The 12,398-nt window shown below is 59.5% G+C and carries 11 protein-coding genes and 2 pseudogenes; 9 read left to right on the plus strand and 4 right to left on the minus strand.

The genetic code is table 11. The features are described 5' to 3' along the window. Nucleotides 1-2: 2 nt before the first annotated feature. Complete coding sequence (locus tag AWB64_RS32325; protein ID WP_060857483.1) at nucleotides 3-323, plus strand: hypothetical protein; 321 nt, start codon at nucleotides 3-5, stop codon at nucleotides 321-323. Beyond that, nucleotides 324-1,565 (plus strand): annotated as a pseudogene (locus AWB64_RS21625) (hemagglutinin repeat-containing protein); the annotation flags it as partial. It lies immediately after the preceding gene. Nucleotides 1,566-1,618: 53 nt separating this feature from the next. On the opposite strand, the gene AWB64_RS32610 reads toward AWB64_RS21625, so the two are convergent. After that, nucleotides 1,619-2,509 (minus strand): DUF4148 domain-containing protein, encoded by an 891-nt coding sequence (locus AWB64_RS32610; protein WP_060857485.1) that lies wholly within the window; start codon nucleotides 2,507-2,509, stop codon nucleotides 1,619-1,621. A 466-nt stretch (nucleotides 2,510-2,975) separates the two neighbouring features. Between AWB64_RS32610 and AWB64_RS21635 the strand changes: the two genes are divergently transcribed. Genes AWB64_RS21635 through AWB64_RS21645 form a run of 3 tightly spaced genes read left to right on the plus strand, consistent with a single transcriptional unit; the run spans nucleotide 2,976 to nucleotide 5,221 of the window. After that, on the plus strand, nucleotides 2,976-3,755 hold the full coding sequence (locus AWB64_RS21635; protein WP_060857486.1) for an amino acid ABC transporter substrate-binding protein: 780 nt from the start codon (nucleotides 2,976-2,978) through the stop codon (nucleotides 3,753-3,755). A 45-nt stretch (nucleotides 3,756-3,800) separates the two neighbouring features. Continuing rightward, complete coding sequence (locus AWB64_RS21640) at nucleotides 3,801-4,478, plus strand: amino acid ABC transporter permease (RefSeq protein WP_060857487.1); 678 nt, start codon at nucleotides 3,801-3,803, stop codon at nucleotides 4,476-4,478. Then, the gene (locus tag AWB64_RS21645; protein ID WP_060857488.1) at nucleotides 4,478-5,221 is read left to right on the plus strand and encodes an amino acid ABC transporter ATP-binding protein; all 744 of its coding nucleotides are present in this window, start codon (nucleotides 4,478-4,480) and stop codon (nucleotides 5,219-5,221) included. Before AWB64_RS21640 ends, AWB64_RS21645 begins: the two co-directional genes overlap by 1 nt. A gap of 28 nt (nucleotides 5,222-5,249) precedes the next feature. On the opposite strand, the gene AWB64_RS21650 is transcribed toward AWB64_RS21645, so the two are convergent. The 3 genes and pseudogenes from AWB64_RS21650 to AWB64_RS21660 all read right to left on the minus strand — a co-directional run. Beyond that, entirely contained in the window at nucleotides 5,250-6,509 is a 1,260-nt protein-coding gene (locus AWB64_RS21650; RefSeq protein ID WP_075643321.1) for an SfnB family sulfur acquisition oxidoreductase, read from the minus strand. A gap of 3 nt (nucleotides 6,510-6,512) precedes the next feature. After that, nucleotides 6,513-7,763 carry an SfnB family sulfur acquisition oxidoreductase gene (locus AWB64_RS21655; RefSeq protein WP_060857489.1) on the minus strand — a complete coding sequence of 417 codons (1,251 nt, stop codon included), beginning with the start codon at nucleotides 7,761-7,763 and terminating at the stop codon, nucleotides 6,513-6,515. Between the two features lie 96 nt (nucleotides 7,764-7,859). Then, nucleotides 7,860-8,045, minus strand: a pseudogene (locus AWB64_RS21660) (aminotransferase class V-fold PLP-dependent enzyme); the annotation flags it as partial. Nucleotides 8,046-8,362: 317 nt separating this feature from the next. Between AWB64_RS21660 and AWB64_RS21665 the strand changes: the two are divergent. From AWB64_RS21665 to AWB64_RS21680, 4 genes are all read left to right on the plus strand, one after another. Then, nucleotides 8,363-9,385 carry an aliphatic sulfonate ABC transporter substrate-binding protein gene (locus tag AWB64_RS21665; RefSeq protein WP_082850576.1) on the plus strand — a complete coding sequence of 341 codons (1,023 nt, stop codon included), beginning with the start codon at nucleotides 8,363-8,365 and terminating at the stop codon, nucleotides 9,383-9,385. A gap of 19 nt (nucleotides 9,386-9,404) precedes the next feature. Further along, nucleotides 9,405-10,238, plus strand: coding sequence for an ABC transporter permease (locus tag AWB64_RS21670; RefSeq protein ID WP_060857491.1), 834 nt, complete (start codon nucleotides 9,405-9,407; stop codon nucleotides 10,236-10,238). Next, nucleotides 10,232-10,990, plus strand: coding sequence for an ABC transporter ATP-binding protein (locus tag AWB64_RS21675; RefSeq protein ID WP_063493258.1), 759 nt, complete (start codon nucleotides 10,232-10,234; stop codon nucleotides 10,988-10,990). The genes AWB64_RS21670 and AWB64_RS21675 overlap by 7 nt, the downstream gene beginning before the upstream one ends. A 337-nt stretch (nucleotides 10,991-11,327) precedes the next feature. Further along, a complete protein-coding gene (locus tag AWB64_RS21680; RefSeq protein ID WP_082850577.1) occupies nucleotides 11,328-12,395 on the plus strand; it encodes an ATP-grasp fold amidoligase family protein in 1,068 nt (355 codons plus the stop codon). The last annotated feature ends 3 nt before the right edge of the window (nucleotides 12,396-12,398 follow it).

Genomic DNA, 12,398 nt, shown 5'->3' on the forward strand with positions numbered 1-12,398 from the left:
CCATGAAAACACACGATTTACTGCAAGATCTGATTGAGGGACTCATCACTGATGAGCAGGCCGAAGAAATTTCTGATGAGGTTCTGGCAGATATGGACAGGACTATCCCGGTGCATGACGCCTTAGGTATGTCTCGAAGCGAGTGGACTGCATATGCACACGGGGTCGAGTTCCACGAAATCGCGAATTGGCGTGCTCACGGATGGCCAAATCGGTGCTTCGTCTGCGGGCAGCTAATTAATATTGAAAACTTCGGATGGCTTGCACGAGAACACGAAGGCCGAATGCAAATGAAGCACGTTGTTTGCCCCAAAACGAGCTAGTTTAGCGAAGATCGTACAAACAACACGGGTTCGACGGTGACAGCAGGTGGCACGGCGGCGTTCGTTGCCACGGGCGGAAACGTCAACATCGCCGGTTCCGACGTGAACGCCAGCAACGTGATCCTGAGCGCGGGCGTGGGCGTATCGGTGGGAACCGGTGGAATTGGTGTCGATGCGTCGATGTCCAAAGCGCATGGCCGTGCGAACTCCGATTCTCAATCTCAGAACAACACCCATGTCAATGCAGCGAACGCGGTGGTGATCGCGAGCGGTGGCGATACAAACATCATTGGCGCGAACGTGAATGGCAAAAGCGTAAACGTGGACGTGGGCGGCAATTTGAACATCGCCAGTACCCAAGACACGAGCACGAGCGCGGCGCATCAGGACAGTACCGGTGGCGGCTTCGCGATCAGTTCAAGCGGTGCATCGGGCAGCTTCAACCACAGCGCGGGCAATGCAAGCGGTGACTATCGGGGCGTTGAGGAACAGTCGGGCATTCGTGCAGGAACCGGTGGCTTTGACATTACCGTGAAGGGCAATACGGACTTGCACGGTGCGGTGATCGCAAGCGATGCCGACGCGTCGAAGAACAGCCTGACGACCGGCACCCTCTCCTTCTCCGATATCTCAAACCATTCGAGCTATGACGCGAACAGCTTCGGCATCACGGCGGGCGGTGGAGTTGGAAGCGGCGGCAACAACTATGCGACGCATGGAACGGACTCGGTGCATAACTCGGGTGGACTCCTGCCGACGTTTGCAAGCGACAGCGGCAGTTCGAGCGCCACGACGCGAAGCGCGATCAGCAGCGGTACGATCAATATCACGGACCAGGATCATCAGACGCAGGACATTGCAAACCTGAGCCGTGACACGACCGGCGCGAACGGCGCGGTGTCGAAGCTGCCTGACGTGAACAACCTGCTTGAAAAGCAATCCGACATGATGAGTGCGGTGGGCGCGGCAAGCGAAGCGACATCCAGGCGTATTGGCGAGTATGCGGATGGCAAGAGGCAAGACGCGCGCGACGCAGCACAAGCCGCAAAGGACGCGGGTGACATGGCAGGCTACGCGCGTTACTCCGCCGATGCGGCTTCGTGGGAAGAAGGCGGCACGAACCGAATCGCGTTGCACGTGGCCAGCGGTGGGCTGGTGGGCGGCCTTGGAGGCGGCGGCGCAGGAAGTGCTGCACAGGACGCCGCTGGGGCGGGTCTTGCAGCGTGGACGGCGGGAGACTTGACGATGCGCACTCGAAGGAAACGAAGAAATCGGGCTTCGGGTCGGGTGGCGGCTTAATGGTTGGGCGTCTCCAGCAGCGCCTTCGAAATCGTTGTAACGCCTGGGCCGGCAGGATCGGGATTGCCGAAGCGCGGCAGGCTGCCGTCGGTGCGAGCGCGTTCGAGTTCCGCACGAACCTGCTCGCGGCTCTTGGGGCCTTGCGGCGGTTGTATCGGTTGCATGGGTTGAGGCTCAGGCTGAATGGTCCGTTGCATGACCGGTGATGCCGCAATCACAGGCGCTGACGCTGGGGCGACCTCAGGCATGACTTTATTTACAGCATCGTCTCGGAATGTCACCGCATCCGAAGATGCGGATTTCTCGTTCTGCTCCCGAATCCGAACTACCGGTTCGACTGGTGAGTTCCTTGCTACTACAGCGCCGGCCCGGATATCGCCAGATTTGCGTGCGCGAAGTGGCACGCGGTTGGCCCGCTCGCGTGCTGGCCCGGCTCGATTAATTACGCGGGACGTCCGAGGAACGGGGCGGGATTCGGCTTGCTGAATCGTGGGCTCCCCCTTTGCAAGCGCCGCAGGTGGCGCCGTGTGCGTCAGCGGCATTCGCGCATCAAGGTCATGCTGGAGCGCGATAGCTTGCGGGTTGTTGATGTCGAGCGCGCGCGCCGCGCGCAGCAACACGTCTGCTGACGCAAGGTCGTTGCGGTGCAGGCTGTCGCGAACCGCCTGAAGAATTCGCGCTGGCGATGGATCGGGAGGCGCATCCTTTGACATGTTGCCGGACGTACGCGGCATGTCACGGATGTCCGCCGCAGAACTATCGTCGCCATCACTTGCGGACTGATCGTGATGAAGGGCGGTTTGCATCAGTCGCGGCAGATAAACGGTACCGGCAAGCGCAGCGATGAAGACGCCTGCAAGAGCCAACCTCTTTGGATGAGTAATCATGACGTATGCCCTGTAATGCGCGGACGTATTCGTCCGCGAGACCGCATCAACGCATCAACGCATCCGGTCCCCAGGAATATTTGGCAGAGACAATCTTCTTCGAGCCCGAGCAACCCGATGTCCTGCCACGAGCAACCTAATCGAGTGGTTACGCCGTTGAACGGCTTATGGATGCGCCAATCTCTAGCGCCTTTCAGACATCGATGACCTGATCATTCGCGCACTGCGCCGTGCCACTCATTGTTCCGATAAACGCCGTTGCACTGCGGGAATAACGATATTGCAACGCCGCATGCCTACACCGCTACCCTGCCGTTCAAGCGTCGTTTATCCGATTTACGCATTACCTTCGGCGTGGATGTGCTTTGTGAAAGCACCGCGCCTTGATACAGTCGCGCCGAAGCGTTTTGGCGATAATTGCCGAAAAGCGAATAATCAACAATCAAGCTTTTAAGGAGTCGCTAACATGAAAATTCTCAAGTGCCTGCTTTTGGCCGGCGTCGTACAGTTGACCGCTCTTTCAAGCGCCTTCGCGGCGGGCGACCTGGCGGGCATCAAGAGCGCCGGTGTCATCAAGATCGGCACCGAGGGGACCTATGCGCCTTTCACGTACCACGATGCATCGGGCAAGCTCACAGGCTTCGACGTTGAAATAGGCGAGGCGATCGCCAAGCGCATCGGCGTGAAGCCGGAGTTTGTGGAAGGCAAGTGGGACGGCCTGATCGCAGGGCTCGATGCCAACCGCTACGACGCCGTCATCAACGAAGTCGCCATCACCGACGCCCGCAAGGCCAAGTATGATTTCTCCACTCCGTACATTGCCTCACACGCGGCGCTGATCGTGCGTTCGGACAATACCTCCATCAAGAGCTTCGACGACCTGAAAGGCAAGAAGTCCGCCAACACGCTCACCAGCAACTTCGGGAAGATCGCCAAGGATCATGGTGCAGAGGTAGTGGGCGTGCAGGGCTTCAACGAATCGATCGACCTGCTGACCTCCGGCCGCGTGGATGCGACCGTGAACGACAGCCTGTCCTTTCTCGACTTTAAAAAACACAAGCCGGATGCGAAGGTAAAGATCGCGGCCATCAGTGATTCAGCCGACAGCGAGTATTCCGGCGTGATCATTCCGAAGGGCAACCCGCAGCTTCTGGCCGCCATCGACAAGGCGCTTGCCGATATCAAGGCAGACGGAACCTACAAGCAAATTTCGCAGAAGTATTTTGGCCGGGACGTATCGAAGTAATATCGCGATCAGCTTCACCACCATTTCCTTTCAGGGATTCGCGATATGCCGGCCTGGCTGCATCTGATGGGCGAGTCACTGTGGCCGCTTCTATACGCAGGACTCGTGTTCACAGTGCCGCTCACAATCGCATCGTTTGCGCTTGGCCTTGCGCTGGCCTTCACGGTCGCACTCATCCGGCTCTTTGGGCCACAATGGGCCGTGAAGGTTGCGCAATTCTACGTATGGCTGATTCGTGGTTCACCGTTGCTTGTGCAACTCTTCGTGATCTTCTACGGACTGCCAAGCGTCGGCATTGTGCTTGATCCGTTGACCGCCGCGATCATCGGCTTCACGCTGAATGTGGGTGCATATAACTCGGAAGTGATCCGCGGAGCGATCGAGTCGATTCCCACCGGACAATGGGAAGCAGCTTACTCCATGGGTATGACACGCACGCAAGCGCTGCGTCGGACCATCATGCCGCAGGCGTCGCGCGTTGCACTGCCCGCGCTCGCTAACGCATTCATTGCGCTCGTCAAGGACACCTCGCTCGCAGCGGTTCTGACAGTCCCCGAGATCTTTCAGGCAGCCCAGCGGATTGCATCGGTCACCTATGAACCGCTCATCCTTTACACGGAAGCGGCCTTGATCTACCTCGTGTTCAGTTCTGTGCTGTCATCGGCCCAAGTCCGGCTCGAAAGAAGACTCGGTCAACATGCGCTTTTCAAGCGGAGCCAATAATGATTGCGCTTGAAAAAATCCAGAAGTCCTTTGGCGCACACGAGGTGCTCAAGTCGGTCGACCTGACAATCGCGCAGGGCACGGTAACGGCGCTTATCGGGCAGTCGGGAAGCGGCAAGAGCACGCTTCTGCGTTGCGTGAACCTGCTTGAAGTGCCTGAAGCAGGGTCACTCAGACTGGGGGACGAACGGATCGAGTTCAGCCGTACCGAACAGCCTTCTCGCGAAGCGGTGCTAAGGATTCGCCGCAAGACGGGCATGGTGTTCCAGAACTTTCAGTTGTTCCCGCATCGCACCGTGATACAGAACGTGATGGAAGGCCTGATTACTGTTCAGCGATGGGACAGGGAGCGCGCGCGTGCACGCGCGGGCGTGCTTCTGGAGAAGGTGGGCATTTCGCAAAAGGCCGACGCGTGGCCGGTCACCCTGTCCGGTGGACAGCAGCAACGCGTGGCGATCGCGCGGGCGCTTGCGCCGTCTCCCGACATTCTTCTATGCGATGAGCCAACCTCGGCACTGGATCCTGGACTTGCGGCCGAAGTCATCGATGTATTGAGCCAGCTTGCCAAAGAAGGGATGACCATGCTGTTTGCGACGCATGACCTGCGTCTCGCGGCATCGATATCCCGCGAAGTCGTTTTCCTGAGCGGCGGCACGGTGGTCGAGTCGGGGCTGTCGGAAGAGGTCTTCGCCCGGCCGAAGCATCCGGAAACGGCGGCGTTTATTTCCGTGCTTGGCCGGTAAGCGCGATAGATGTACCAGACGCATCAGGTTACAGCGCACCATGCCGGGGCGGCAGTTTATCGTTGAGATAAAAGTTGCCCACGGCGTGATATTTCCAGCGCACCGGATCATGCAAGGTATGCGTGCGCGCATTGCGCCAGAAACGGTCGAGGCCAAGGCCGTCGAGCGTGGCGGCCGTTCCCGCAAGTTCGAACAGGCGCGAGCCGGCATCAAGGGAAGCTGTGGTCGTGAGCGCCCGGGCCTCGGCAACGGCGATGGAAGCCTCCGCCACCGAACGCTCCGTCGGATCGGCCTGGGCTGCATCGACTGCACGGGCGGCTCGCCGGACCAGCGCCTCTGCCGCCCGGATCTGCACCGCGAGTTCGCCGACCTGGGCGATAGTCAGCGGGTCAGCGGCGGCATGCGCGACTTTTGCATCGATCCAGGGCCGGGACCGCTCGCGGATAAATGGCACCATGGCAGCAAATGCGCCCCGAGCCTGCCCCAGGTCGATGGCCGCATGGATGATCTGCGCGAAGGGACCGATCGTGGTGGGACGCTCGAACGATGTCTGGAAAGGAACGACCCACTCGGGCTGTACCGGAACACGCTTGAACTCGACCGAGCCGCTGCCCGTCACACGCTGGCCAAAGCCGTCCCAGTCGTCGGTCACGCTCACGCCTTGCGCCGCGCGTGGCACGAAGACGAGGTAAGTGACGTCTTGGCCGTCTTCGTCGGCGACAACGAGCGTGGGGATCCAGTGCGCATACAGGGCGCCAGTGCAATAAAACTTCTGTCCATCGATATACCAGTCACCGGCCGCACGCGTGAGCCGCGTGCGGCGTTTGAAGTCCTTCCGGCCAATCTCGGCAAGCGCATTGCCAAAACGTTCGCCCGCCAAGACACGCTCGTAGAAAAAGCGGCGCTGAGCGTGCGTTCCACCCACGCGCAAAACCTCCAGCGCGTAGTAGTGGTTTTGCGGAATCTGCCCGAGCGATCCGTCGGCAGCGGAGATCGTGGCGACGACTTCCGCCAGGGCACCGTTGCTCACGCCTGCCCCGCCATAGGCGCGTGGCACGGTCAATCCCCAAAGTCCGCTCGATACAAACGCGTCGAGTTCAACCCACGGCAAGCGGCGTTCACGATCACGCAGCGCGGCATCGATTGAAAACTCATCCGCGAGCCGTTTTGCGACGTTCAGCGCCTGCGCGTCGTCATGAATCAAGTCGGGCACGCGAGCCGGGCGTGCGGGGAACGCCTGACCTTGCAACGTGGCTGCCGCGCTTCTTTCGGCGTGGGAAAATGCCATGGCTTAGTTCCAGGAGTGCCGCGCGGGCAACACGTCGTTGAGATAGTAGTTGCCGATCAGATGCGTCTTCCAGCGCACCGGATCATGAAGCGTGTGAGTACGCGCGTTGCGCCAGTGACGATCCAGATTGTGGGCCGCACGCGTCGCCGACGATCCGGCCAGTTCGAACAGTTTTTCGCTGGCCGCAAGCGCAATGCGCGTGGTCAGTATCTTGGCCTCGGCCACGGCTATCGAAGCGCGGGCGCTCAGCCCGGCGTCGACCGGTTCCGACGCGATTGCATCCAGCACGCGGCCGGTTTCGATCAGGACTTCGCGAGCGGCGTGCAGATCTATCTGGAGGCGGCCAACATCTGCAATGATGTAAGGGTCGTCCACCGCACGTTCCTGACCCGAATCGATCCACGGCCGCGCGCGTTCGCGGACGAAAGACATGGCATCAGACACCGCTGCTTCTGCAATGCCCTGATCTATGGCCGCCTGGATCAATTGCGAGGTCGGCCCATACAAGCCCGGTCGATCGGCGAGCTGCCAGACAGGAAGCACGTCTTGAGGGTCGATCGGGACGTGATCGAATACCACGCTGCCACTGGCAGTGGTCCGTTGACCGAACGAACTCCAGTCATCGATTACCGTCAGGCCCGGCGCGTCCCTTGGCACCCACACCTGGACCGCGCGACCCTCGTCGTCAATTGCGCGGGTCGGCACGCGATGCGCGAACAAGGCGCCCGTGGAGTAGAAACGGCGGCCGTCGAGGCGCAGTCCTTCGGAGGTCGTGCGCAGACGGGTAGTGCCTTGCAGAATGTTGGACGATTCTGCCGAGCGGCGCTCTGGTCCCGCATTGCCCAAACGACGCCCCGCCAGGACCTCGTCGTACAGGCGCCGCTTCTGCGCAGGCGTACCGATCTCGCGAAGCACGCCCAGTACACCGAAATGATTCTGGGGTATCTGCCCCAACGCCGGATCGGCCGCGCACAAAATGACGAATACTTCGGCCAGGGTCGCAAGCGATACGTCGGCGCCACCGTACTCGCGCGGTATGGTGATAGCGCCAAGGCCGCTTTCTGACCACAGGTCGAGTTCGTCCCAGGGAAGCAGGCGTTCGCGATCCCGCCTCGCCGCGCCGGGCGAGAAGATTAGGGCCAGGCGGCGAGCTGTATCCAGCGCGTGTGCGTCATCGGAAATATGCTGGATACGGTTTGGATCGGGAAGCGTGGGCAAGCGGTGTTCAGCGCCCGGAGTGTCGATGTTCGGCATGGATGTTGTGGTTTCAGAACGAGGGATGGCGCGCGGTGCCTGCGCCAGCAGACGTCGATATGCAAGTGCTCGAACTCAATTGACACGGACATAGGATTTTTCGTTGAGCGCCCGCCCTACTTTCTCCGCCTCATAACCCTTCAATACAAACGACAGCACGCTTGCCTTGTCGATCGCGGTTCCGAGCAAGCGGACACCCGCCACCGGCTGCAACACGCTCGTCGCGTACTCGAGCAGTTCGTGTTTGTAGCGCCCGATATTCTCTATGCCAACCTGCACGACGCCTATGCCTGTTGGCCCAAACAATCCGCAGAAGAATGCAACCGCTTATAGCCACCAGATACCACTATGCGAGAACCCGATGGAAAGCCGAACCAATAAAAAGTCATTTCTAAAGAAGAGCTGGAGAACCTGATGCGACGCGGCCCGGGTTGCCGGAGTTTTGCTTGATCGATAGACCTGGCCGCGCAATTAAAAATGTCGGAACCATTGCGGGCATATGCCGCGTCCTGCTTTCGTTGTGAACTTTAATTGGTTCTCTCCAACGGCTGGCGCCGTTAGATTGTTGGGCTATTCAAAGAAGCCTTAAGGACCAGTCCATGAAATCCAGCCGGGGCGCAGTACTGTTTCATTCTCTCAGCCGCGTGGCGGCCCTTTGCGTTACGTTGCTCGCCGCCACGGTTGTGTCGTATCCGGCAATCGCGCAGGCGGCCGCGCCCGAGGAAATCAAACTCGACTATGCCTACTATTCGCCCGAAAGCCTGGTGATCAGGCAGCAAGGCTGGCTCGAGAAAGAGTTCGCGCCGGACCACACCACGATCAAGTGGGTTCTGAGCCTTGGCAGCAACCGTGCGCTCGAATACCTGAACAGCGGCGCAATCGATATCGGATCGACCGCCGGTCTCGCGGCGGTGCTCGGCCGGGCGAACGGCAATCCAATCCGCGCCGTATATATCTTCTCGCGTCCTGAATGGACGGCTCTCGTGGTGCGCCGGGACTCTCCGCTCAAATCGGTAGCCGATCTCAAGGGCAAGAAGATTGCAGCGACGAAAGGCACGGATCCGTTTCTCTTTGCACTGCGTGCGCTGCATACGGCCGGGCTGACGCGCGACGACGTGGAGATCGTGAATCTGCAGCATCCCGACGGCCGCACCGCACTCGCAAGCGGGCAAGTCGATGCATGGGCCGGACTCGATCCGCACATGGCTGCCGCACAAGTCGACGACGGCGCGCGCCTCTTATATCGAAATGTCGATTTCAATACGTATGGATTCCTGAATGCACGCGAAGACTTCATCAAGGAACACCCGGATACGCTCGCGCGCGTGTTGAAGGTGTACGAGCATGCGCGGGTGTGGATCGGCACGCATCCGGATGAAACGGCGAAGATTATTTCGGAAGAGTCGAAGGTGTCGCTGCCGGTTGCGAAGCTGCAATTAAGCCGTAACGACTTCAGCCAGCCGCAGCCGGGAACAAAGCAGATTGACGCGCTGAAAGCGGCAGCGCCGATTCTTACCCAGGAGCAGTTGGTCAAACCGGGAACGGATCTGAACCAGGTGATCGACGCCCTGATCGATGTCAGGATCGCCCAGCCGGTCATTGCGTCGGCTGGTGGCAAGTAGGCAGGCCGGGGCATTGGCGATGGCACCGGACGATTCGCTCACGCTGTCCAGCCCTCTGTCCACGCCAGAGCGCAAGCCAAAGTCCGCGCTGCAGCGCTGGCGCATGGCGGGCCTTCTGCTACCGGTCGCATTCCTCGCGCTGATGGAAGCGCTGGTACGCCTGCACGTCGTTCCCGAACATCTCGTGCCCGCTCCCAGCACGATCGCCGAAGCGCTTTGGCAACTTGGCGGCGACCGGCTCGGGCGGCATATCGGCGCAAGCAGCTTGCGGGTTCTCGCCGGCTTCCTGCTTGGCACGGCGGCCGGCATCGCTTTCGGAGCGACAATGGGCCTGAGCCGCCGGCTCGACGCGCTGTTCGATCCGAGCTTTCAGGCGTTGCGCTCCATTCCTTCGCTTGCGTGGGTTCCGGTCCTGCTTCTATGGATGGGTATCGATGAAGCGCCCAAGATCACGCTCATCGCCATTGGCGCATTCTTCCCCGTGCATCTCGCCGTCGTGGCGGGTATTCGCGACGTGGACCGCAAGCTTGTCGAGCTTGGCGAAGTGAATCGTTTGAGCCAGACGGAGCTGTTCATGCGCATTCTCCTGCCTGCATCGTTACCGCAGATATTCACAGGGTTGAGAACCGGCTTGAGCCTTGCGTGGATGTTCATGGTGGCCGCAGAGCTGATCGCGGCCACCCGTGGTCTGGGATATCTGCTGAGCGATGGCCGCGAGACAGGGCGCCCCGACCTTGTATTCGGCGCGATTCTTCTGCTGGCGCTGCTCGGCAAACTCAGCGACACCGTGCTCAAGTTTGCCGAGAACCGCGTGCTTTCGTGGCGCGACACCCGTGTCTCGAACGAATGCTGACGTTATCCCAAGACACGCTGCTCGAGGTCCGCCACTGCGGCAAACGCTACGATACGCGTACCGTTCTGGACAGCGTTTCGCTCACGATCAGGCAGGGTGAAATTGTCAGCCTCGTTGACCCGAGCGGCTGCGGAAAAAGCACGTTGCTACGCATTGTCGCCGGGCTTGATCGCAACTACGACGGCGATATATTGCTTGAAGGCGTGCGTCAGCAAGGGCCATCCAGCCGGGTAGGCGTCGTTTTCCAGGAGCCACGCCTGTTGCCCTGGCTCGATGTCGCTGACAACGTCGCCTTCCCGGCAGGGTCTCGCCAGGGCAGCGATCCGCGCGTCGGCGAACTGCTCGCACAAGTGGGTCTCGCGAACGCGCGTTCTTCGTTGCCCAAGCATTTGTCCGGTGGCATGGCGCAGCGTGTGGCTATAGCACGCGGCCTTTTTACGAACCCTGATCTCTTGCTGCTGGACGAACCATTCAGTGCAGTGGACGCCATTACCCGGATGCGTCTGCAAGACCTGCTGCTATCGCTCGTAAGCGGCCGCAAGACGGCGACACTGCTCGTCACCCATGATCTGGACGAAGCACTTTATCTCTCTGATCGTGTACTGCTGATGACACCAACGGGAAACCGCGGCGCTGGCCACATCGCACGCGAGATCGCGGTTCCCGGCGGACGGCCACGCGAACGCAACGGCTCGTGGCTCGCCACAGCCCGTGGTGAGTTGCTGGATAGCCTTGGTGTAAGCAGTTTGTGAGCTGGACTGCGCTCCCACGTGATTCAGAGCGCGCAACAATAGCAGCGTTAGCGATGGTTAAAAAGCACGAAATAGCCGCTGTATGAACAATAAATGCGCTGCAGCAAAAAGTCGATTCATACGAATGCGCCAAGAGTTCAAGATTTTCGGCCATGGCGGCACCTTGCACTGTCGGATCGCCTATGCTTCATTGCAGCATAAAACAGATTTGAACATTCAAGACTCACCGCGATATTTCAATTCGCCCTGGGCGACATGCCAGCTGGCGGTCATCGCCGCTTTGTGATCAAGCGCCATGTTCAATTCTCTTGCATCGCAAGCGAGGAGAGATATACCGATGAGCACACCCGACGAACTAGGCAAGCGAACACATTCAATTCATTTGCGGTTCGGGGCTGCACTCAGAAATCTCCTTCCCGCGCAATTTGCCAGCAAGGAACAAACATATTTTCCCGGTAAGGCCGCTGCAAGAAAAAAGCGCGTTACCGTACGCGATCGTGTAGTTCATGGCATAAAACGCTTTCTTCCCGATTCCGTATTCGTTCTTCTTTCGCATCGCAAGAGAGTTGGGCGATTTCCCAATCTAAAGAATCCCGCAACGTTCAATGAAATCATTCTTGACCGTTGCCTCCACCCGGACCCGCTTTGGAGCACGCTGACCGACAAGCTCGCCGTTCGCGAGTACGTGAAAAGCAAAGTGGGAGAAAAGCATCTGATCCCATTGCTTGCAGCACCTGAGGTCTTTACGCAAGAAGTGTTCGATTCGCTTCCCGCTTCATTTGTCATGAAAGCGAACCACGGATGCGGATTCGTCAAGGTGGTCAGGGACAAGTCTTCCGTGTCGTTCGAGCAACTCAACGAACTCGCCGATGAATGGTTGTCCACCAACTTCTATCTCGCCTCGCGCGAACGGCATTACCGGTCGATAAAACCCCGGATCTACTTCGAGAAGCTGCTACTCGACCGAAGCGGAGCGGTGCCTGCGGACTTCAAGATGAATATCTTCGGACGCAAACAGGGCGACCCGATCATTTATACGGGCGTGGTCTCCGACCGGTTCGGCAGTCCGAGGCACGATTTCTACGACGCCCAGTGGAACAGGCTGGACATCGTGTTGGGCGAATATCCTTGCAGCACGGTCCCGGCCCCGCCGCTGCCCAATTGGGATGAGGTCGTGCGGATCGCCACCTTGCTCGCTGACGGCCTCGGTTACGTGCGTGTGGACCTTTATGCGCCAGACAATGAAATCTTCTTCGGCGAATTGACGTTCACACCAGGCGCGGGCGTCTCCCGTTTTTCGCCTGACCACTACGACTACGAATGGGGGCGGCTCATCAAGGAAATGCCGCCGTCACAAGTTGCTAGTGGAACGCGCGAAACCCTGCCCCAGGCATTGGAACAATAATGA

This window comes from Caballeronia sordidicola (genome assembly GCF_001544455.2).
In the GTDB taxonomy this organism is placed as follows: Bacteria; Pseudomonadota; Gammaproteobacteria; order Burkholderiales; family Burkholderiaceae; genus Caballeronia; species Caballeronia sordidicola.